This window comes from Collimonas sp. OK242, assembly GCF_900107095.1.
Lineage (GTDB): Bacteria > Pseudomonadota > Gammaproteobacteria > Burkholderiales > Burkholderiaceae_D > Collimonas.
This window is the reverse complement of record NZ_FNOR01000018.1, coordinates 12,274-35,412: the sequence shown is the minus strand read 5'-3', so window position 1 is coordinate 35,412 and position 23,139 is coordinate 12,274. Positions and strand designations below refer to the sequence as shown.

Here is a 23,139-nt window from a genome sequence, read left to right as displayed (position 1 = left end):
CGTTATAAAAAATTGTTTTTTCAAAAAAAAAGTCATTTTATTCAAAGGAAAAAGGTGTCCGTAAGAATAATTTTTTCATCTTGTCAAAAGAGGAAAAATTATTTTTCCAGAAGGAATTTCGAATGGTAATAAGATGCGGAGTCGATACGTGCGCAACCATCTTCGGGTGACACCTCCAGCACTATCCGTGCCATATCGAATTCCTAATACGAAGCCGGATGAATCAGAAGAACATGCCGAAACCCTGAAGTAACTTTGACTGAAGGATGAAAACCCGACAAATTTTGATCTGGGTGAAATCCGTGACCGCGGCTTTGAGCCGCAGCGCTACCGGGCCAGCGGCTTCAACCTGGTGACGTCGCCATCATGCTGTGGAACAGGGTCTATCGAACAAACTGGATTTTCGTTGTTTCGAATTTTGAGTGCAGTTATTTGGGCCTGTTCAAGTTAAACGAGACTGCTCAGTCGGTGTTAGCGCTAACAAAATTTGTCAGTCTTTTTGTTTTTCGATTAACTTTCTGTCCATATCCTGTTGGCACAACTTCGAATCACCTTCGGCCTTTTCGCCTGAATTCGTTCTACTGCGTGTTCAACATTCGATGTGGCACGGATTGTGCTGTTGTCGCCGAGAAATGAGTGCACGCGTAGCAAGTCAGTATTGTCTCTCCACATTATTACCGTTCGAAATTCCTTCTGGAAAAATTGTTCTTGCGGGTAATTTTATCTTTTGAAAAATATGACCTCCATTTTGAAAAAACAATTTTTTACAACGGTCACTATCTGCCTGATACTCAGCGCGTGCGGTGGCGGCGCAAGTGATGCCGGAACAGGTTCCTCGTCAACCGGCTCCACCTCCACCCCCACCTCCACCCCAACCGTCACGGGTTCCACCCCAACCGTCACGGGTTCCACCCCAGTCGGCACAGGTTCTACCCCAACCGGCACGGGTTCCACTCCAACTAATGGATCTGTGGCCCCCTCCACGGGTTGGGCAAACGTAAAGATGGGCGGCGGTGGGTATGTCCCTGGCGTTATCTACCACCCAACCGTGGCCAATCTGCGCTACGCGCGAACGGATGTCGCCGGCGTATACCGGTGGGACAATGGTAATTCTATGTGGACTGCGCTCACCGATGGTTTTGGTCGGCCGGATGGAAGCAATGAAGGCGCCGAGAGCATGGCCCTAGACCCGACGAATGCAAATAAGGTGTACATGACGACGAGCATGTCTGTCTCGTATGGAAACGGGCGATTCTATTACTCGTCCAATCAAGGCAATAGTTGGAATTACGTGGGCCTGCCGTTCCCGGTCGGTTCGAATAACCAGGGGCGGGCGATCGGTGAGCGGTTGATGGTCGACCCCAATCTCCCTTCGACGCTGTTTTATGCATCGCGGACGGCAGGACTTTGGAAGAGCACGAACTACGGGATGAATTGGAGCCAGCTCGCATCGCTGTCTCCGTATGTGATGACGGCTAACGACATCACTAGTTCCAACGGCGGAAGTCCCGTTGGCGTGGAGTTCGTTGTCTTTGATACGACTGTCCCAACGACGGGTTTCACGCCTACGGGAAACCCCACCCAAACCATCTACGTCGGCATCGCCCCTGACTACAAAGGCCTTGCGGGACTTTCCTCCTACCTCTACAAGTCGACCGATGGCGGAGCCACTTGGACGGCAGTCGCAACTCCCAGCGCTGTTACGAGCGCCATAGGAAGCAACCAAGTTCATATTCCGCACCTGGCGCGAGCCGCTGATGGAATGTTCTATGTACCTTTCACCACAGGCTCGGGTCCTGGTAGCAGTGCGCCTTCGTTTCTTTATAAGTTCGATGGCAAGAATTGGACGCAACTGATCTCCTCCGGCTCCGGATACTATGGTGGCATTGGAGGCCTTTCGGTTTATGGTACCGGTTCGACGACAAAAATTGCTTTTGGCGTATCTGATACATGGGGGGACGCTGGCTGGGTGCAGATTGTGATGCGCTCTGCCGACGGCGGACAAACCTGGGCCGAAATTGGCAGGTCAGGGGACTCCAATGGCTCCCACAATTATCACGATGCAAGCGGGACCACTGGTGCGGCCAGCCCGAGTTATTGGGGTTGGATCGACGACCTGAAGATTGATCCGTTCAATCCCAATCATGTGTCCTATGTGACCGGTGGCGGGGTCTGGTCGACAAGCGAAGCCTTCTCGACATCGACTCCGCACTGGACCGTTGACGTCAACGGGATTGAGGAAATGGTCAACCTCGACATGATGGCGCCGCCACCGGGAGCTTCGTACATTCTGGCCAGCGGTCACGGTGATACCGGCATTTACGTCCACACATCCTTGACTGCCGCGCCGACCCGGTCACCCAACGTGGGTGCGTCCCCCCTTTGGAGCGGCGGTAACGGGACCGGAATCGACATGGCCTGGAATAACCCGGCCTACATTGCGGCCGTAGGTACGTTTACTACGTCCAAAGGGGCATATTCAACCGACTCCGGCGTCACCTGGACGAACTTCCCGACCTTGCCTCCGTCTGCATCGGCTTCTGGCGATGAATCCAAAGTGGCGGTAACGGCCGACGGTTCCAATGTGATCTGGGCGGTCGCGGGCAAGGTTCCCTATTACACCACCAACAATGGCGCTAGCTGGACGGCAACCAACCTGCCGACTCCGGCAGTGGCCTATCATATCGCCGCCGACCGCAAGAATCCGCTCAAGGTGTATGCCTACGAACACGGCGGAAACTGGTGGTATCCCGCAAATTCTGGAAAGTTCTACTACTCAAAGGATGGGGGACACACCTTCACCGCCAGTTCGCAAACCTGGAACCCTAACGGCAACGGCATGACCGACTTGGCAGTAAATCCCTTCACCGAGGGCGATGTTTGGCTGGCCGATGCGAACAATCTGTGGCATTCCGTTGACTCCGGGGCCACCTGGACCAAGCTGACCGCAATGGCAACGGTAGGTGCGGAATTCACGAATGTGCACGGCGCCATCAAGGTCGCGCTGGGGGTGCCGGCTGCGGGTTCCGCTTACTCGGCGGCGATCTACCTTGTCGGAACGATCAATGGAAAGGACGGGGTTTATCGGTCCGACGATCAGGGCATTACTTGGATCCGTATCGACGACGATAATCACCGCTATGGCGGCGTTGCCCGGATCGTAGCCGATACCAGCGTCTATGGCCGGGTGTTCCTGGCCGGCCGAGGAATGAATTACAACTACTGAGTTGGCTTTGTTAATCTGGAGTGTCGCTGATCCGAATCGCGGACGCTCCAGTATATTTTTACGGACTTTTAAATGACTATATTTACCCCTCGACACGCTGCTACGCTACTGCTCGCGCTGTTCCTCTTTGGATGCGGCGGCGGAAGCGATAGCACCACCCAAGGTGGCAGTACAGTCAGCCAGGGCGGCAGTACAGGCGCCGCATCAGGTGGCACTACAGGCGGCACATCAGGTGGTACATCGGGGGGTACATCGGGTGGCACCGCAGGTGGTACTTCCGGCACCGCGGCCACCACCGCTTTAGTGACCAAGCTCGGCAAACCTTCTCGGGTGCTGGTCGGCCTCGGCGCGGGCAATTCGTTGGCGCAAATGCAAAGCCAGAGCATTCATCCGGATATCGTCGATACCTACCTGGTGGGAGTCGGCGCCGGCGCGTGGCCTACCTGGAACAGTCCTGACGGCGCGTACATCACCTATACCGCGCAGGCTGTACAGGCCTACGGCGCGACCCCGATGTTCACGTTCTATCAGATGGCCCAGAACGGCGGCGGCAACTTGAGCGGAATCAACGATGCGACGTTCATGAACAATTACTGGGCACAGGCCCGGCTAATGTATCAACGCATTGCCGCGCTCAATACGCCCGTTCTGGTCAATCTAGAGCCGGATTTCTGGGGTTTCGTATGGGCGCAGGCGCCGGGGCATGATCCGGCCCAGATACCAGCCGTCGTCAGCAGCCAGGCCGAATGTAGCGGATTGCCGAATACCGCCGCCGGCATCGGCCAGTGCCTGGTGCAGATGGGCAGGAAGATTGCGCCCAATGCGTTGCTCGGATTCCCGCCCTCATTCTGGGGCGCCTCGCCGACTGCGATCGGCACGGAAATGCATGCGGTCGGAGCACATCTCGCGGATTTCATCGTTGCACAGACGAGCGATCGAGACGCCGGCTGCATGGAGGTCGCGTCGCCTCCAGCGGAATGCGCAGGACGAACCGGCTCATTCTATTGGGACGAAAACAATATCGCTACGCCGAATTTCCATCAATCGCAGAGCGCGATCTCGGACTATCGCGCCGCTCTCAGCAATGGACTCCCGATCCTGTGGTGGCAGACGCCAATGGGGGTGCCGTCCACCGCGCCCGGTGGTACTAGTCAGCACTATCGCGACAACCATGTTGACTACATGCTGCGCAACACGCAGGAATACGGGGACATCCATACCTTCGCAATCGTCTTCAGCTCCGGAGGCACCTTCCAGACCTCGATCAACACTGACGGTGGACAATTCGCCCGCCTTCTGGGGCAGTATCTCGCGCAAGGTGGTGCCGCCTTGCGATAGTCGCATAACCGCCGTTCGCCGATTCAAACGACAAATACTTTGGCGTTACTTTCTTGAATAGCCGGTTTCTAAACTTTGGGAGACCGGACCCGACCCACAAGCGACAATCGATCGCTTTATAGCGGACCGTCAGAAGGTAATGGCTGGAGCGTAATCCCAGCCATCATCGATCAAAACATACAGTGTTTTTGCCCCAGCCGACTGCGCTTAAATCCAAACATCATTGGTGGCAGTTCGCTCTCCGCCCTCATGCCCAGTATTTAACACGCCCCGTGGTTCAATCAAAAGAAGTTTGACCTCGCTCTCGGCAAACGTCTTGTGCTCGACGCCCTTATGCACCACGAACATCTCGCCTTGAGACACCAGAACTTGGCCATCACGAAAATCGATGCGCAGCTGCCCTTCCAAGACGATAAAGGTCTCATCGGTATCGACATGGTCATGCCAAATAAAATCTCCTTGCAGCTTTACCAGTTTGAACTGGTAGTCATTCATTTCAGCGATGGTCTTGGGCGCCCACTGCTCATTAATTAAACTGAATTTCCCCGAAAAATTGATGCTCTGATATTTTCTTCCGGAGGTTGTTGCTGGCGTTTGATGCTGGCTCATCGGGTCGTCCTATTGGTTGATCAGGAACGCCAAGCATAGTCAAAGAAAGGCATCGATTCTTGTACGATTGTGCGAGCATCAAGGAGCAATAGCCAAACCAACACGCTGCATTTTCAACCAGCGTGAAGGCGATAAGCCGTAGGTTTTACTAAAGTGCCGGGTCATGTGGCTTTGATCAACAAACCCGGCGATCAGCGCCGCGGCGACTAGCGATTCGCCCTGAATCAGCATTGAGCGGACCAGATCAAGGCGGCGCATCGTCAGATACCGGTACGGGCTGGTTCCAAAAAGAAGCCGGAAGTCGCGTGACAGACTCCAGCGATCCCGCCCGCTCTGCTCTGCCAGTTCGTCGAGGGTGATGGTACGGTCAATTGCGCTATGGATGAATTCCCTCGCCTTCTCTGCCGCTCGATAATCGAAGGTTTTCCTGCTTTCCACAATACCGGATACCGCGCTCAAAGCATGTGCAAGATCGAACACAGCATCGTCCTCTTCTAGGGTATCAATCGGGCTGCCCATGCTTTGGAGTAATGCATTCGTAGCCGCGTAGAGCCTTGGATCAGAGGATATTCCGCTCTTGATGAAGGGTAATGGCTTGCCGCCAAGAATCTGCTGTATCAGTGCTGGTTCGACGTAAATCATTCGATACTGAAAACCATCTACCGTTCCAGCCTGTCCGTCGTGTGCTTCATCGGGATGCAAAACAATGGTTCCGCCAGGAAGGCTGTGGCGTTCCTGGCCTCGATATTGAAAACTTTGAACTCCGGAGAGAGTTCTTCCTATCGCATAAGTATCGTGACGATGAAGATCGTAGCCGTAACCCGAGATGAATGCCTCGATGCGCTCTAGCTTGCTTGAGCACGGTGCGCGATGAATCCAGTCAGTAACATTTTTTCTATTAACCATTATGAGTATATTGGCGGAGAGCGATTTGAAATATTTGATTGCGAATGAATTTACATAACACTACCAGATCGGAAATTTCAAGAGCGTCATCTACTTCAATACCCAGGTAACGAACCGTGCTTTCCAGTTTCGTATGGCCAAGCAGAAGCTGGACGGCAGGTAGATTTTTTGTCCGCCGGTAGATCAATGTCGCTTTGGTTCGTCGCATGGTGTGCGTGCCATCAAACTATAGGCACGTCGAAGACAAAACAGGTTGTAGTCGCATGAGCGTACAGCTTACCTTTTTCGTCTTCGATACGGGCCTCTGCGGTGGCGATCTGTCGGCCACCGTGGATAACCGTGCCAACCGCACGTAGCGGGCCTGTCTTGTGTGACGCCGGCCGCACGATGTTCAAGCTGAGTTCGGCCGTAGTGTAGGAACGCCCGGCCGGTAGTGTGGTTTGCACTGCGCAACCCAGTGCCGAGTCGAGGAGTGTGGCAAACCAGCCACCGTGCACCGAGCCAAGCGGGTTGTAGTGCTGCAGCAGCGGGATACCTTGAAACACGGCGCGTCCGTCGCCCACCTCCAGCAACGTCATGTTCATGGTTTCGTTCATGGGTGGATACGGCAACTCGCCAGACATCATGGCTTCGAGAATCTCTCGCCCGCTCTTACCTGCGAGTTGCTCCATTCGAACGAGACCAGGCTTGCCGCCGCCTGCAATCGAACGTTGCAGCGAAGCCACTTGCTGAACGCTCCAGTCAATAGCCGTCGTTACGGTCATAGGATTCTCCTGATAATTAGGTGCGCCAGATTCTCTGGAGCAAAGCGCATTGAATTCTGGCCGTGACATGAAGTCTGGGGGATGATTTCAGGCGAGTCCAAATGTTTTCCTGATGCCTGCCCCTACCGGGCCAGCTGGCATGAAACGGCGCAGTTTGGCCAAAAGAGAGGCCTCGCCTTTAGGCGTACGGCGCATCTTCCACGCGCCCAAAGCGGCATCGACAATCGTGCTGGCGACCTCATCGGGCGCAGGTGCTTTTTGGACATTTTTTTGAATTGCCTGGGAAACCACGCTGCGCTCATCGTCATAGGCTGAAAGCTGGGAAACCGCATGAGGTGCATTGAGGTCCAGACTGGTCTTGGTGAAGGACGGCTCGACCAGCGCCACGCGGATTCCGAATTTGCGCACCTCATGATCCAAGGTCTCAGACATCCCCTCAACGGCATGCTTGGATGCTGAATAGAGCCCCATGTACGGAGCCGGAAGGAAGCCCAGCACTGAGCTGATGTTGACGATTCTTCCCGAACGTTGTTCGCGCATGTGCGGCAGTACCGCTTGTGTTGTGCGCAAGATGCCAAAGACGTTGGTATCGAACAGCGACTGGGCTTCGGGAATCGACGTTTCTTCAGTCGCTCCGAGCAGGGTCACGCCTGCACTATTGACGAGTACATCTATGCGTCCGGCCTGAGCGATGATGGCTTGGATTCCATGTTGCACTGACGCTTCGTCGCGGATATCCATTTCGACCAGCACAACACCGGGTATTGCCTGTGCTTTTGTAGTATTGCGTACGGTTCCGAATACTCGGCATCCACGCTTGGCAAACTTCTCTGCGGTCACGCGCCCGATACCCGATGACACGCCGGTAACAACGACAACTTTAGAATTCGACATAACAGTTCCTTTTTATGTGGGTGAATTGGGATGAACGGCAGATCAGCTTTGCGATGGGACTGGCCTGATCTTGAACCAGATGGAATACATCGCCGGCAAGAACACGAGAGTCAGAATCGTCCCTGCAAATGTGCCGCCGATCAGCGTGTAAGCGAGCGTGCCCCAGAACACCGAATGGGTAAGCGGAATGAAGGCCAAGATCGCCGCCAATGCGGTCAAGACCACCGGCCGGGAACGCTGCACGGTTGCCTCGACAACCGCGTGGAATGGACTCAATCCCGCCTGTTCGTTGTGGCGGATTTGCCCGATCAGGATCAGTGTGTTGCGCATCAGGATACCCGACAGTGCAATCAGGCCAACCAGCGCATTGATGCCAAATGGCTGTTGGAACAGAATCAAGGTTGGCACCACACCGATCAGTCCAAGTGGACTGGTCAAGAAGACCATGACCATTGCGGAGATCGAGCGCACCTGGAAGATGATGATGAGCAGGGTTACTGCCAGCATGATGGGGAATAGCGGCAACATTGCTTTCGTCGCTTTTCCTGACTCTTCGATGGAGCCGGCCTGCTCGATGTGGTAGCCGCCAGGCAGTTTGTCCATGATGGGCTGGAGCTGCTGGGTGATGGCTGCTGACACGTCCGGCGGCTGCAAGCCATCGGCAATATCGCCCCGTACGGTAATCGTCGGCATTCGGTCGCGACGGCGCATGATTGCTTCCTCCATGCGCACGTCAACCTTACCCACCTGCGACAGCGGGATGCGTTGCCCATTGGCGCCGGCCAGCGTGAAGTCCGCGATCTTGGCCAGGTCGAGCCGGCTGTCGCCAGCCGAACGGGCCGTGACTTGCACCGTGCGAATGTCCTCACGGACGGCGGTGACAGGCACACCGCTGAGCAAAAATTGCAGTTGCTGCGCCACGGCGCTGGAGGTCAGCCCGACGGCCTGTAAACGGTCCTGCTGTAAGGTGAAGTGCAGCATAGGCGTGCGGGTGCCCCAGTCAGCGTTGACTGTGCGCATCATCGGACTGGCGTCCATGACCTGTTGCACTTCAGCCGCGATACTGCGCAGCTTGTCCTGGTCCGGGCCAATGACCCGGTAGGCGACCGGGAACGGCGAGTACGGGCCGAATACGAGCTGAGTGACGCGCACGCGCGCCTCAGAAGCGAGGCCGTCGGCGATTGCCTTGCGTAACCGCTTTTTCAATACCTCGCGCTCATCCTGGTTGTCTGTGCGGATCACGATCTTGGCAAACGACGGGTCAGGCAGTTCTGGTCCCATTGCCAAGTAGAAGCGTGGCGCGCCTTGACCGACATAGGCCGTGACGATCTTCGCTTCCGGCTGTTTAGTCAACCATGCTTCCACCTTCTCTGTGGCGGCGCTGGTTTGGCCGATCGAGGTGCCGTAGGGCATCTGCACCTCGACCAGCACTTCGGGGCGGTCGGAGATCGGAAAAAATTGCTTCTTGACCACTGCCATTCCTAGCACGGCCACAACGAAAAGACCCACTACAGTACCGGCGACCAGCCACTTGCGTGCGATAACGCGCTCCAGCACTTGGCGGAAGCGGTTGTAGCGTGGCGTATCGTAGAGTGCGTCGTGGCCGCCTTCGACTTTTTTGAGATCGGGTAGTAGCTTGACACCAAGGTAAGGTGTAAATACCACGGCGACCACCCAAGACGCGATCAGTGCAATGCCGACAATCCAGAACATATTGCTGGTGTATTCGCCGGCGGTGGAACGGGCGAAGCCATTGGGCATGAAGCCGACGGCCGTGACCAGCGTGCCGGAGAGCATGGGCGCGGCAGTATGGCTCCACGCATAGGCAGACGCGGCGATACGGTCGTAGCCTTCTTCCATCTTTACCACCATCATTTCGATGGCGATGATGGCGTCGTCCACAAGCAGGCCCAGCCCCAGGATCAGCGAACCCAGCGTGATACGGTCGAAGTTCTTTCCGGTCGCGGCCATCACAATGAAGACTGCCGCCAGCGTCAGCGGCACAGCCGCAGCAACTACGATACCCACACGCCAGCCCATGCTCACGAAACACACCAGCATGACTACCAGCAACGCGGCGAAGAACTTGATCATGAACTCATCGACCGCCGAGCTGATATTGACGGCTTGGTCTGTGACCTTGGTCAGGCCCATACCCTGCGGCATGTCGGCGTTGATCGCACCGACCTCTTTATCCAGCGCCTTGCCCAAGTCTAATCCGTTCCAGCCATCGCGCATGACGATGCCCAACAGCAGCGCGGGTTCGCCGCCGTTGCGGATCATGAAAGTCGCCGGGTCCTCATAGCCACGCTTGATCGTGGCGATGTCCGACAGTTTCAATGTGCGACCTTGCGCCATGACCGGCGTATCGCGGATCTTTTGCAATTCATCGAAAGCGCCGTCCAGGCGAATGAACACCTGCGGGCCCTTGGTTTCCACGGAGCCGGCCGGCGTTAGCGCGTTCTGACTATTGAGTGCGGAGAATACTTCCTGCGGGCTGACGCCCAGCGTTGCCAGGCGCTCATGGGAGAACTCGACATAAATGCGCTCAGACTGCTCGCCGACGATGTTGACCTTCTTTACACCTGGCACATGCAGCAGGCGCTGACGCAGCGTCTCCGCGTCGCGTACAAGCAGGCGCTGTGGTTCGCCCTTGGCCTTGAGTGCGAATAGGGCAAAGGTGACGTCCGCGTATTCATCGTTGACCATCGGCCCGATCACGCCAGACGGAAGGTTGTTTGCCTCATCGCTGACTTTCTTTCGGGCTTGGTAAAACTCTCCCTGGACCTCCGAAGGTGGCGTACTGTCGAGCAAGGTCAAGGTGGTGAAGGCCAAGCCAGGTCTTGTGTAGGTCTCGGACCGGTCGTACCAGCGCAGTTCCTGCATGCGCTTTTCGATCTTTTCGGCGACTTGGTCCTGCATTTCCTGTGCGGTGGCGCCGGGCCAGGCGGTGACGATGGTCATCACCTTCACCGTGAACGCGGGGTCTTCCGCCCGTCCAAGTTTGAAGAAGGAAATGAGCCCGGCCAACGAGATCAGGCAGATCAGAAACAAGGTGACGGAGCGCTCGCGTACGGCGAGCGCCGACAGGTTGAAGCGCCCTTCGCTCATGGTCGCACTCCCACGGTTGCGGCGGCGACCTGGTCAGCCACCCGGACCTGCTCGCCTTCGTGCAGCAGGTGAGTGCCGAGTGCGACTATCCGGTCACCTGGTTTGAGTTGACCTGCAATGCGCGCACCATCGTCGTCCAGCCGCTGGACCGCGACCGCCCGCCAGGAAACCTTTGTCGGCTTGCCTTCGATGACCCAGACTCCCGCCCCCTTGCCCGCGTCGGACAGCGAGCCAATCGGTACCCACAAGCCGCCTTGCTCAGCGGGATGTGTGTCCGGGATCTGAACTGTGACCGTTGTGCCTAATGGGGCGCTGGACATCTCCCCATCCAGCACATACCGCGCCTCGAAGGTGCGGGTTAGCCGGTCTGCGGCATCCGAGAGCTGCCTGAGTTTGGTCGGAACGGTAACGCCCTCTTTGCCAAAGAGCGTGGCTTGGCCGACTGAACCGATGGCAGGGCGCAAGGTTTCCGGCAATTGGATGATGGCCTCGCGGTGTCCAGCATGGGCCACACGCACCACGATTTGGCCCGCGTTGACGACTTGGCCGGGTTCGACCAGCGTTTCCATGACGACGCCATCGGAATCTGCCACCAGCTCCGTGTATCGGCTCGCGTTGCGAGCAACTTCGGCTTGGGCTTCGGTTGCATTGAGCTGGGCTTTGGCAGTATCTGCCGCAGCCTTGACTTGGTCGTAGGCTGAAGCCGATATCGCGCCGGTTCCGCGCAGGTCGCGGTAGCGGGCTTCATCGTCCGCCGTTTGCTGCGCCCGTGCTCGGGCTGCGGCGACGGCTTCCTGCTGAGCATGAGCGGCAAGCTTCAGATCGACAGGGTCGATGCGCATGAGCGGTTGCCCACGCTTAACGGTTTGCCCCGCGTCCACAAGCCGCTCCAATACCTTGCCAGAGACCCGGAAACCAAGATCGCTTTGTACCCGAGCGGCTACGGTTCCGGTGAACGTACGTGATGCGGCGACCGCGCCTTGAATGGTAGCCGCACGTACCAACGGCGCTTCGGTACGTGGATCGGATTGCGGTTTTTCGCCACAAGCGACCAGTGCAAACGGCAATGTAGATATGGCGGCAGAGAAAACGAGGCGGCGGAGCATAGAAATCCCATAAAGAGCTAAATAGGATTTCTATTTTGGGACTAGTGACTAATTATGTCAATGGTCACGGTAATATTTGGCATTTACGGCGATAGACTGCGCAACACCAGATTAGATAGTTGCGCTGGAGCATCATCCGCCGAATCAAAGCTATGCTGCAAAAGCAGCGGATTAAGATAGGGGCGAATGACCAAGTAAATCGCCGTCGCCGTTTCATCGAGCGGCGTTTTGCGCTCAAACTCCTCTGTCTCGCGCCCCTGGCGCAGGATGTCCTGCAGCATTGCCTGAATACGCTCCTCAAAGGCACGCACCGCCTCCCAACGCTCGGTGGCAGCCGAAGCCGCAATGTCATAGAGCTTGCGATCTTCAAAAAACAGGCGGAGGCATGACTCGACGCCTGTCTTGAACATGCGCCGAAGTTTCTCTGGCGGACGGTCGACTCCGTCAACGGCTGTTCTGACATCCGTTTCGATCTCGTGCAGGCAATTTGCGCAAATCAGTTCGCCAATGGCTTGCTTGGACTCGAAGAACTTATAAATATAGGCTTTGGAAAAGCCGATGGCCTTGGCAAGGTCGGAGACGGTGGTCTTTTCGTAGCCGTACAGGCGGAAGTGCTCGGTAGCTGCGACAACAATTTGATCTCGCACTTCGTGATCGACTGGGCCTCGGGCTGAGCCCGGATTAGTGGTTGCTTTGCTCATATTCAACAGCTTACCTCTTCTGTTCGATTTGCACAACGAGTGACGATTTCATGATATAGTCACCGCATAATTTTTCCTTTTACGTCGCGGAAGATTCCCATGCTACTTAAACACACTCTCTTCATGTTAGTCGCCGCCAGTCTTTCAACGGGTTGCGCTGTCGGGCCAGATTACATTCGGCCTGACACGCCCATGCCAGATCGCTACCTTGGTCAAACGGCAGTTGAGCAACGGCATGCCAACGTCACTGCCGATTTCACTGTGTGGTGGGGAAGCTTTGGCGATTCACAATTGAGCCACTTCGTAACGCTTGCGCTGGAGCAGAATTTGGATCTTGCGCAAGCATCCGCTCGCGTCGCTCAGGCGCGCGCAGGACTCGGGGCCGCGAATGCCGCGTTGCTGCCTTCCGGCAACATCAATGCTCAGGGTGCGCGAGCCTATCAATCGGTTGAAACGCCATTGGGGCAAGTCTTGAATTCAAGGCCCAATTTTGATCGTTACGGCAACGCCTATGAGGCCAACCTCGGCGCAAGCTGGGAGCTGGACGTATTCGGTGGCGTGCGGCGCGGACGGGAGGCAGCACTGGCCGAGTATCAGGCTTCGGAGGCTGGCGCGGCGGCGACACGATTGGCGGTGGCGGCGCAGACCGCTGACATCTACATCAGTATACGTGGACTGCAAACTCGCCTAGACGTTGCTCGCAGGCAGGTACAAACGCAACAGGAACTACTCTCAACTATCAATCTGCTTTATGGCAAGGGATTGGCAGCCGAACTTCAAGTGCGGCAGGTCGAGGGTGCGCTCGCCCAGGTGCGGGCATCTGTACCGGTCCTCGAAACAGGGCTGGATACAGCCATGAATGCGCTGGACGTGATGCTGGGCACGCCGCCCGGTACACACCGGAAGGAGCTGGCAAATGCTGGCGTTATTCCGGTCGCTCCACAGATCGCATCAACCGGATCGCCAGGTGATTTGCTCCGGCGTCGGCCCGATCTGATCGTGGCCGAACGCCGTCTGGCTGCGTCGAACGCTCGCATCGGCATGGCAATCGCCGAGTATTACCCCAAGCTCTCCTTTAGCGGACTGATCGGCAGCGCGACATCTTTATCTAGCAGCAACCTGTTCACCAGCGGCGCAAGTCAAGCCGCCGGCGTGCTGGGCCTTCGCTGGCGTCTGTTCGACTTCGGCCGCATCAACGCCCAGATTGACCTAGCCAAAGGCCAGGAAGCCGAGGCGCTAGCCGGTTATCGGCTCGCCGCGCTGCGTGCTACCGAAGACGTGGAAAACGCGTTCTCGGCCCTGGTAAAACGCGAGGATCAGGCCGACATACTCGGTCAGGGTGTGGATTCGCTCAGTCGAGCGAGAGGGGCTTCGTTTGCGGCATACCAGAAAGGGGTCGTCAGCCTAATCGAAGTCCTGCAAGCCGATGAGAACCTGCTACGCGCCTCCGATATGCGAGCGCAAGCGCAAACCGAATCCGCCCGCGCTGCGGTCGCGGCATTCAAGGCACTTGGCGGAGGTTGGCAACCCCAGGAATCCGAAGCGGTAGCTATCAGATAGCAAAGTACGCGCTAGCGGAGATGGAGGAGAATATATGGAACTTCGCCACCTGCGCTGCTTTGCCGCCGTCGCTGAAGAATTACACTTCGCCCGTGCGGCCGAGCGATTGCGCATCGAGCAGTCGCCGTTGTAGCGGTCTATCAAGGAACTGGAATCCCACTTTGGCCGCGCAGTTGTTCGAACGGACGACACGACGCACGCGGTTGACCTGGGCGGGTATACGCATGGAAGATCAACGGCAGCCGGCCACTGTCAAGGTACTTGGCAAGATCCCATTCCGACCAAATCAAGATACCGCGTCTGCTTTTCGATATGCGAAAGATTGGAATTTACTATCTCAATCCCACTTTTTTAGCGCAGGGGGAGCATTTTTTACGAAAGACAATAGTTTCGGATACAGCGCGCCAGCATTGGCTTTTCAGCCTATCTAAGGCATGTGTATCCGAAACTAATTGATGTTCTCACAATAGGTATTCCGACCTATTAAAGTCGAAAACATGACCATAGCATCCATGCGGATTCCAGACCATGCGAATCGAGTTACATATTGTCCAAAGTCGAAAACACATCAGCGCAAGCTCGGGGACTCGGCGTTCGTTCAACAAATAAAGTCGAAAACTAACCGTTTCGATACGTCGGGACGCAGTCACAACCTTGGCCCAGTCCGAGGGGTTCATATATGGACGCCTTCAATTTGCAAGTAGTAACCCGATTTGGCTGCGGAAGTGTTCGTTTGCTTGCTGAGTTGGCCCGCCCGCCCGTCAACCGAGCCGAAAAAAATCATCGTACAGCGGCAAGCCGAGTGAATTCCGCGAAAATTCGAAAAGCCGAGTGCCGGGACCAAAGAAGCCATGGATTTGGGCGCATCAGATGGCGCCCCACGTCAATATGGTAATGACGCCACGCTTACCGATGAATTAAATTCAAATAAAACTGGCACATTCGCTCATCCAAATAAAAGAGGGAATTTCAACGACTGCTTCTGGCCTCGTCGAATGCAGACATATCTCAGTTGCCAGATGAGTTCATTCACGTGCTGTCCTGGCCGGACCGGTTGATGCGCGTTCTATTAATTCGGGCGTTGCTGTGATACGCATTGCAGCTGATTGGCCGGGCTTGCTGATCAGGTCCAGCAGCAGCGTGATGGCCATCTCGGCTGCACTGACTGTCGGCACGGCCACCGTCGTCAGGGCCGGACGGGAAAGGCGCGCCCATTGAATGTCGGTGATGCCGATAATCGAAATATCCTGAGGTACCTTCAATCCCAGATCGGCCGCGGCGTTCAAAGCGCCAAGCGCCGGCAGATCATTGCTGGCAAAAATGGCGGTCAGCTGCGGATGCGCCTCGAGCAAGGCTTTCGCGCTTTCATAGCCGGCCTCTACCGAGTCTTCGATGTAGCGCGTGCGGTTCTGAGGATGTTTTTGTCCGACTGCGGCGCAGGCGGACAGATATCCTTTGTAGCGTTCGGCGTGTATGCCGTTGACCTTGCTGCCAACCAGCGCGCCAATATGCTGATGGCCCAAGCCGATGAGATGGCGTCCTGCGATCGCGCCTGCTTCAAAAAAATCCACGGCGATGCAGGGCAGTTCAGGTGGCGCATCCAATTTTTCCCACATGCAGAGTACCACCGGAGCGCCACGCTGCTCGGTTTTCTTCAGGTCGTCGATGGACAGGTTGGCGTTCATTACCAGCACGCCTTCGGACAAGGTGCCTGCGATCTGGTCGAGATAGGCGCGCCCCGTTGCCGGGTCGTCATTGGTGTTGCATACAATCAGAAATCGTCCGTTGGCATGCGCTGCGCGTTCAGCGGCCAGTGCAAATTCGGGATAGAAAGGATTGGCAATGCTGGATACCATCAGGGCCAGTGTTGGCGCACATCCTTCTGCCAGCGCGCGAGCGGTGAGATGCGGACGATATCCCAACTGTTCGACTGCCGCGAGAACGCGCAAGCGGGTCTGCTCGCCGACCTTGCCTCGTTTGCGCAAGACATTGGAGACTGTCGCGGACGTCACGCCGGCCAGGGAGGCGACTTCAGAAAGAGTAGGCATGGGGTGGAGGAAAATTTGAGCTCTCGTATTCAACCGTCTATCACCGACATTGTCAACGAGGCATATCGCACGGATTGAATCACCCAGCCGATGGTAGCGCTCGGGGTTGCAAATGTAGTTGCAAACTCAGCGTTGAACTGTGCCGCAATTTCGATTGCACAGAAAAAAGAAGGTTGGTATTATCAAGCGAAATGATCGATACCAACGGCGTCATTCTCAGAATAACAACGTGGAGACAATATCAATGAAGTTCAAAAAAAGCAGCAGCATTTTTTTTGCAACAATAGGTTAAGCGCTTAACCTATTACCCTTTTCCCGTTCAAACCAGGCGGCATGCAAGCCATCAGCTGGTTCAAGCAGATTGAACGGCTGGGATCGCGGCGCTAACCGACGCTGCTTGTTTGGGCGATTTTACAGTCTAGTTTTGTCAACTTCCGCAGGGAAAGGGACCTATGGCCAGCATTTCTTTGCGTTCGCTGCAAAAATCCTATGGTAGCGCCGCTCCCATCATTCGCAATGTCGACCTAGAAATCGGCGAGCACGAATTCTGTGTGTTTCTGGGACCGTCCGGCTGCGGCAAATCTACTTTGTTGCGCATCATTGCGGGCCTCGAAGATCCGAGCGACGGCGAGCTGCTGATCGACGGCAAGCCAATGAACGATGTACCTTCGGCGCAGCGCTCGGTGGCCATGGTGTTTCAGAGCTATGCGCTGTTTCCGCACATGACGGTGTTCGAAAACATGAGTTTCGGTTTGACCCTCGCCAAAATGCCGAAGGCGGAAATCGAACAAAAGGTGAGGGAGGCCGCGCGCATCTTGCAGCTTGAAGAACTGCTGCAGCGAAAACCCAAGGAATTGTCCGGCGGCCAGCGCCAACGGGTAGCGATCGGCCGCGCCATCGTCCGCCGGCCGGGCGTGTTCCTGTTCGACGAGCCGCTGTCCAACCTCGACGCTACCTTGCGCAGCCAGACTCGTATCGAGATCGCGCGCTTGCATCGGCAATTCGAGCACGCCAGCGTGATTTATGTGACGCATGACCAGGTCGAAGCGATGACCCTGGCCGACCGTATCGTGCTGCTGCATGCCGGCGCCGATACCGCGGCTTTCGGCAGCGTTGCACAAGTGGGTACGCCGATGGAGCTGTATCACCATCCGAAGAATCGATTTGTCGCCGGTTTTATCGGCTCGCCGCGGATGAACTTCATACCGGCGGTGGTGACCCGTATCGGTCCCGGTGAGGTGACTGTACGGCTGCCTGGTACAGACGAAACAGTGCAGGTGCACGCGTTCGATCAGTCGTTGCAGCAAGGACAAGCGGTGACGCTAGGCATTCGCCCCGAACATCTCGACAGCAGCGACACGGCATCTGCCGGTTTGACGCGGGAAGTGATCCTGGTTGAGCGCCTGGGGGAGCAGACCTACGTCCATCTGGAGCAGCCGGGCGGCCAGCCGCTGGTCGCCAAGGCGCCAGGAAACACTCCGATACAGCGCGGCGAGCGCTTGCGCTTCGGCGTTCACGCCGCCTGCGCCTATTTGTTTGACGCCAGCGGCGTCGCCTTTGCCAAGCCGGCCGCTGCGGCAATGGCTGCCTGACAGGCATCGCAACAATGATTACAACAACGATCACAACTACGGAGTGAGATTCATGTCGATACGATTAGGGGTCTGCTACTACCCTGAACACTGGTCCGAAGAGATCTGGAGCAGCGATGCACAACGCATGACGGCGCTGGGCATCAAGCAAGTGCGCATCGGCGAATTCGCCTGGAGCCGGATCGAACCGTCGCCGGGACAATATCAATGGGCGTGGCTGGACCGTGCGATTGAGGTACTGGCTGATGCAGGTCTGGAAGTGATCATGTGCACGCCGACGGCGACGCCGCCGAAGTGGCTGATTGATCAGCACGACGATATCCTGCCGGTGGATGCCAACGGCCGGGCGCGGGGCTTCGGTTCGCGCCGCCATTATGATTTCTCTTCGCCGTCGTATTTCAAAGAATCGCAACGCATCGTCACTCTCCTGGCAGAACGTTATGGCCGGCATCCGGCGATTACCGCCTGGCAGGTCGATAACGAATATGGATGCCACCATACCGTGGTGAGTTATTCTGCCTCGGCACAACAGAGGTTTCGCCACTGGCTGCAGCAGCGCTATCACACCATAGACGCGCTCAACCAGGCTTGGGGCACCGTATTCTGGAGCGCCGAGTACCGCAGTTTCGACGAAATCGATGCGCCGGTCGGCACCGTGACCGAAGCGCATCCTTCGCATCGCCTGGATTACCGCCGCTTTGCGTCCGATGAAGTGCTGCGCTATAACCGCATGCAAGTCGATATCCTGAGAGCGCACGCGCCAGGACGCCTCATGGTGCACAATTTCATGCAAATGTTTACCGAATTCGACCACTATCCGGTGGCGGCGGATCTCGATGTCGCCAGCTGGGACAGTTACCCGCTCGGCGCTCTGGAGGAGCTGTGGTTCGCGCCGGAAGTCAAAGCCCGCTGGCTGCGCACCGGCCATCCTGACTTCGCTTCCTTTAATCACGATCTGTATCGGGGCATGTCGGCGCAACCGTTCTGGGTGATGGAGCAGCAGCCGGGACCGGTGAACTGGGCGCAATGGAATCCGAATCCTCTGCCGGGCATGGTGCGCCTGTGGAGTTGGGAAGCTTTTGCACACGGCGCTGGCTGCGTCTCCTACTTCCGCTGGCGCCAAGTACCGTTCGCCCAGGAACAAATGCATGCGGGCTTGAATACGCCCGATAATCGCCTCGATATCGGCGGCCATGAAGCGCAGCGCGTGGCCGAGGAAATACAGCAGGTCGAGCTGGCGGCGGGAGCGCTGCAGCAACCGCGCGGCAAGGTCGCGCTGCTGTTCGATTACGCCGCCAAGTGGCTGTTCGAGATCCATCCGCAGGGGGCGGATTTTCATTATCCGCAGATCGCCTTCGAATATTATTCTGCCTTGCGTTCGCTTGGCCTGGATGTGGATATTCTTCCGCTCAGCGCAAAGCTTGATGGCTACGCCATGATCGTGGTGCCGCCGTTGCCGGTGCTGCCGGCCGACCTGGCCGCCCGCCTGAGGGCGAGCGGGGCGCAGGTATTGCTCGGACCGCGTAGCGGCTCCAAGACCGAGTCCTTGCAAATACCGGCGAATCTGCCGCCAGGGCCTCTGCAGGAAATACTGCCGATACGCGTATGGCGGGTCGAATCGATGCGACCTGGTATAACGGAACCGGTCGAGTGCGGCGGACGGCACGGCAAGGCGTATCACTGGCGCGACCTGATCGAGGCCGGGGACAATGTAAAGGTCGTCGCCGCGTTCGGCGACGGCCATCCTGCGATAGTGCAATATGAGTGCTTGCACTATCTGGCCGGCGTGTTCGATGCCGATTTCACCTGCGACTACTTCGAGCGGACTGCGCTTGCTGCCGGCCTGGCGCCGGAGCGTTTGCCGGAAACTTTGCGCATCAGCCATCGGGGCGGGCTGACGTTCGCCTTCAATTACGGTAATCAGTCATGTGTTGTGCCGCATGGCGAGCATGCTGAATTCATTGTCGGCGCCAGCCCGCTTGCAGCACAGGGAGTCGCCATTTATCGCAGGCGGAATTGAAAATTTGGTAAGGTCGTTTTATAAGCCACAATAACTAGGAGACAAGTATGAAAAAGCTGTTTTGCACAAGTTTACTGGCAGCCTTGCTGGTTTCAGCGTTGGGTTCGGCCGCAGCCGGAACCCTGGCCGTCAATATCGCCTACAAAGGCGCGAGCCAACGCGCGGTATGGCAATCGACACTGGACGAATTCAAGAAGGCCAACCCGGATGTAGATATCAAAGCGGCATTCGTCGAGGAGGAGGCTTACAAGGTGCAACTGCCGGGCTGGCTGTCAACCCAGGCGCCGGACGTCATCAATTGGCATAACGGCGAACGCATGGCGTTCTACGCCAGCCGCGGCTTGCTGGAAGACCTCAGCGACGACTGGAAGAAAAACAAATGGGATGAGATCTATGCGTCCACTAAGGATGCCTCGTCGTACAAGGGCAAACAATACGCACTGCCGACTGTGTATTATTCCTGGGGTTTGTTTTATCGCAAGGACGTGTTCAAGACCGCCGGCATTGCCGGAGAACCGAAAACCTGGGAAGAGTTTCTCGATGCCTGCAACAAATTGAAGGCGGCCGGCGTTACCCCGTTCGCGGTCGGTGGCCGCGATTCCTGGACCTTGGCAGGCTGGTTTGATTATCTGGATTTACGCCTGAACGGCAACGCTTTCCATCAGCAGCTGATGGCCGGTGAAATCCCTTACACCGATGCGCGCGTTAAAAAAGTCTACAGCGCCTGGAAAACCCTGATCGACAACAAATACTTCATCGATAATTCGCTGTCTTACGATCTCGACGGCGCCCAGCCGTTCCTGTTCCAGGGCAAGGCGGCCATGATGCTGATGGGGACTTTCATTGCAAAGGGATTCCCGCCAAAACTGGCTGCCAACATGGGATATTTCCAGTTCCCGATCATCGACGCCAAGATTCCTACCGCCGAGGACGGCCCGGCAGAATCGATCCATATCCCCAGCAAGGCGCGCAACAAGGTTGACGCCCATCGTTTCCTCGCCTTTGTCGGCACGCCGGCGATCAGCGCCAAGCTTGCCGAGGGGCTGGGATCGTTGCCGGCGAATAGCAAAGCACCGGAACCGACCGAATCGATTTCACGCATCGGCTTCCAGATTCTGTCGAACACCAAGGGTGGCATCGCGCAATTCTATGATCGCGACATGACCAAGGAAATGGCGGATGAAGGCATGAAGGGCATGCAGAAGTTCATCAGCGATCCGGGCAAGCTCGATGAAGTCCTCAATGAACTTGAACAAAGCCGCAAGCGCATCTACAAGAAAACGTGAGCTGCCTGCTAACGGATGTTCATCAGTACCCGCGAGGGGGCAACCGCTGCATTACTGTGCGGTTGCGCTTTCGCGCAACATTTTTTTTGCTGTAGACGGTTCAACGGGAGTTGATTGCCATGTCCGCCCAAACACCTGCCATTATTCCAGCAAGGCCGCAGCCTTCCGATCTTGCGGCAGCCAGTAAGCCGCGCCGTCGCAGCACTGCCTCCAGACGGAACCGCGCCGCAATCTGGTTCCTTGCGCCTGCCTGCCTGATGACGGCCGTGTATGTGCTGTACCCGATATTTTACACAATCTATCTCAGTTTCTTTAATTGGGATGGCATGATGAAACCCGAGTTCATCGGGTTTGCGAATTATATCGAGATGTTGCACGCACCGACATTTCATGTCGCGTTGAAAAACAACCTGACCTGGCTGCTGCTGTTTTTGCTGGCGCCGCCGGCCGGCCTGATCGCGGCGCTCTATCTGAATCAGAAGGTGCGCGGCATACGCTTGATCAAGGCATTGTTTTTTGCGCCCTTTGTTTTGTCGGGGGTCGTGGTCGGGCTGATCTTCAGCTGGTTTTATGATCCGACGTTTGGCTTGCTGACGCTCTTGCTGGGGCATGGCGTACCCGTATTGGGAGACCCGCGCTATGTCACGTTCGGCATCATCTTTGCCGCCCTTTGGCCGCAGACCGCGTATTGCATGATTCTGTTTCTCACCGGCCTGACCTCAATTAACGTCGATCAGGTAGAGGCGGCGCGCATGGAGGGAGCCAAAGGCTGGAGCATGCTGCGCTATGTCATTCTTCCGCAACTCAGATCGACAACCTTCATGGCATTTGTGGTGACTATCATCGGCGCTCTGCGCAGTTTCGATCTTATTTCCGTCATGAGCAGCGGCGGTCCATTCGAAAGCTCGACCGTGCTGGCTTATTACACCTATGACCAAGCCATCAAATACTATCGCCAGGGCTATTCGGCGGCGATTGCCGTCACCTTGTTCGCCATCATGCTGATCTACATCGTTTATCAATTGCGCCGCCTGCTGCGCGATGAACGCTAAGGGAGTTGCCATGTTTCCCATGCCCATAGAAAAATGGAAGGCGTCCAATCGCATCCTGTACAAACTGTCGTTGCCGGTCGCCTTGCTGATATGGCTGCTGCCGATATTGGCAGTGCTGGTGACTTCGGTACGCTCTACCGACGAACTGATGGAAGGTAATTATTGGGGCTGGCCTAAAGATTTCGCCATGCTGGATAATTATCGCGAAGCGCTCACCGCGTCGCCGATGTCGCATTACTTCTGGAACAGCTGCCTGATCACCATACCGTCGGTGATCGGCGCCATTGCATTGGCCGCCATGGCCGGTTATGCGCTGTCGACCTACAAATTCCGGGGTAATGCGTTGTTGTTCGCTACTTTCGTGGCATGCAATTTTGTGCCGCAGCAGATTCTCATGATTCCCGTGCGCGAGATCTCCGTGTCGCTGGGCTTGTTTAATACGGTGAGTGGCCTGATTCTTTTCCATGTCGCCATGCAAACCGGTTTTTGCACGCTGTTTCTGCGTAACTTTATCAAGCAATTGCCTTACGAAATGATTGAAGCGGCGCGCATCGAGGGCGCTGGGGAATGGACGGTTTTTTATCGTATCGTGCTGCCGCTGATCCGGCCAGCACTGGCGGCCCTGGCCGTCCTGGTCTTCACGTTTGTCTGGAACGACTATTTCTGGGCGCTGTGCCTGACCCAGGGCGACGATGTGGCACCGATTACAGTTGGCGTGGCAGCGCTTAAGGGACAATGGACCACCGCTTGGAATCTGGTCTCGGCCGGATCGATTCTAGCTGCGATACCGTCCGTACTCTTGTTTTTTCTGATGCAAAAGCAATTTGTCGTTGGTCTTACATTCGGGGCCAGTAAGGGCTGAGTCGCTATTAGTGCCGCCTACAACTGGACCTGCCCCAGCACGCCCGGTTGATGCCAGCTTGCCC

General features: G+C 56.5%; 16 protein-coding genes and 2 pseudogenes. 9 read left to right on the top strand and 9 right to left on the bottom strand.

What is annotated here, in order from left to right; translation table 11 throughout:
* Positions 1–736 precede the first annotated feature (736 nt).
* Both BLV81_RS18830 and BLV81_RS18825 read left to right on the top strand, forming a co-directional pair.
* Positions 737–3,226 (top strand): hypothetical protein, encoded by a 2,490-nt coding sequence (locus BLV81_RS18830; protein WP_092359107.1) that lies wholly within the window; start codon positions 737–739, stop codon positions 3,224–3,226.
* 72 nt (positions 3,227–3,298) lie between these two features.
* On the top strand, positions 3,299–4,564 hold the full coding sequence (locus BLV81_RS18825) for a hypothetical protein (RefSeq protein WP_255365346.1): 1,266 nt from the start codon (positions 3,299–3,301) through the stop codon (positions 4,562–4,564).
* Positions 4,565–4,771: 207 nt separating this feature from the next.
* Here BLV81_RS18825 and BLV81_RS18820 read toward each other — a convergent pair whose 3' ends face one another.
* From BLV81_RS18820 to BLV81_RS18785, 8 genes and pseudogenes are all read right to left on the bottom strand, one after another.
* The gene (locus BLV81_RS18820) at positions 4,772–5,173 is read right to left on the bottom strand and encodes a cupin domain-containing protein (RefSeq protein ID WP_092359105.1); all 402 of its coding nucleotides are present in this window, start codon (positions 5,171–5,173) and stop codon (positions 4,772–4,774) included.
* Positions 5,174–5,251: 78 nt separating this feature from the next.
* On the bottom strand, positions 5,252–6,079 hold the full coding sequence (locus BLV81_RS18815; RefSeq protein WP_092359103.1) for an AraC family transcriptional regulator: 828 nt from the start codon (positions 6,077–6,079) through the stop codon (positions 5,252–5,254).
* A 67-nt stretch (positions 6,080–6,146) separates the two neighbouring features.
* Positions 6,147–6,299: pseudogene (locus BLV81_RS24285) on the bottom strand (integrase); the annotation flags it as partial.
* Between the two features lies 1 nt (position 6,300).
* The gene (locus BLV81_RS18805; RefSeq protein ID WP_092359101.1) at positions 6,301–6,843 is read right to left on the bottom strand and encodes a PaaI family thioesterase; all 543 of its coding nucleotides are present in this window, start codon (positions 6,841–6,843) and stop codon (positions 6,301–6,303) included.
* An 87-nt stretch (positions 6,844–6,930) separates the two neighbouring features.
* On the bottom strand, positions 6,931–7,737 hold the full coding sequence (locus BLV81_RS18800) for an oxidoreductase (protein ID WP_092359099.1): 807 nt from the start codon (positions 7,735–7,737) through the stop codon (positions 6,931–6,933).
* Between the two features lie 42 nt (positions 7,738–7,779).
* Positions 7,780–10,848 (bottom strand): efflux RND transporter permease subunit, encoded by a 3,069-nt coding sequence (locus tag BLV81_RS18795; protein WP_092359097.1) that lies wholly within the window; start codon positions 10,846–10,848, stop codon positions 7,780–7,782.
* A complete protein-coding gene (locus tag BLV81_RS18790; protein WP_092359095.1) occupies positions 10,845–11,954 on the bottom strand; it encodes an efflux RND transporter periplasmic adaptor subunit in 1,110 nt (369 codons plus the stop codon). The genes BLV81_RS18795 and BLV81_RS18790 overlap by 4 nt, the downstream gene beginning before the upstream one ends.
* Before the next feature lie 83 nt (positions 11,955–12,037).
* Positions 12,038–12,655, bottom strand: a complete 618-nt coding sequence (locus BLV81_RS18785; RefSeq protein WP_092359093.1) for a TetR/AcrR family transcriptional regulator — start codon at positions 12,653–12,655, stop codon at positions 12,038–12,040.
* Between the two features lie 99 nt (positions 12,656–12,754).
* Between BLV81_RS18785 and BLV81_RS18780 the strand changes: the two genes are divergently transcribed.
* Complete coding sequence (locus BLV81_RS18780) at positions 12,755–14,215, top strand: efflux transporter outer membrane subunit (RefSeq protein ID WP_092359091.1); 1,461 nt, start codon at positions 12,755–12,757, stop codon at positions 14,213–14,215.
* Between the two features lie 34 nt (positions 14,216–14,249).
* A pseudogene (locus BLV81_RS24370) lies at positions 14,250–14,433 on the top strand (LysR family transcriptional regulator); the annotation flags it as partial.
* Between the two features lie 807 nt (positions 14,434–15,240).
* Here BLV81_RS24370 and BLV81_RS18770 read toward each other — a convergent pair.
* On the bottom strand, positions 15,241–16,263 hold the full coding sequence (locus BLV81_RS18770; protein ID WP_092359089.1) for a LacI family DNA-binding transcriptional regulator: 1,023 nt from the start codon (positions 16,261–16,263) through the stop codon (positions 15,241–15,243).
* A 452-nt stretch (positions 16,264–16,715) separates the two neighbouring features.
* Here BLV81_RS18770 and BLV81_RS18765 point away from each other — a divergent pair, with 452 nt between their 5' ends.
* From BLV81_RS18765 to BLV81_RS18745, 5 genes are all read left to right on the top strand, one after another.
* Positions 16,716–17,855: an ABC transporter ATP-binding protein gene (locus tag BLV81_RS18765; protein WP_092359087.1), complete on the top strand. Its 1,140-nt coding sequence runs from the start codon at positions 16,716–16,718 to the stop codon at positions 17,853–17,855.
* Positions 17,856–17,907: 52 nt separating this feature from the next.
* Positions 17,908–19,875, top strand: a complete 1,968-nt coding sequence (locus BLV81_RS18760) for a beta-galactosidase (protein ID WP_092359227.1) — start codon at positions 17,908–17,910, stop codon at positions 19,873–19,875.
* A gap of 47 nt (positions 19,876–19,922) precedes the next feature.
* Positions 19,923–21,161, top strand: coding sequence for an ABC transporter substrate-binding protein (locus BLV81_RS18755; RefSeq protein ID WP_092359085.1), 1,239 nt, complete (start codon positions 19,923–19,925; stop codon positions 21,159–21,161).
* Between the two features lie 119 nt (positions 21,162–21,280).
* Entirely contained in the window at positions 21,281–22,213 is a 933-nt protein-coding gene (locus tag BLV81_RS18750) for a carbohydrate ABC transporter permease (protein WP_176992898.1), read from the top strand.
* A gap of 10 nt (positions 22,214–22,223) precedes the next feature.
* A complete protein-coding gene (locus tag BLV81_RS18745; RefSeq protein WP_092359083.1) occupies positions 22,224–23,075 on the top strand; it encodes a carbohydrate ABC transporter permease in 852 nt (283 codons plus the stop codon).
* Positions 23,076–23,139: the final 64 nt, after the last annotated feature.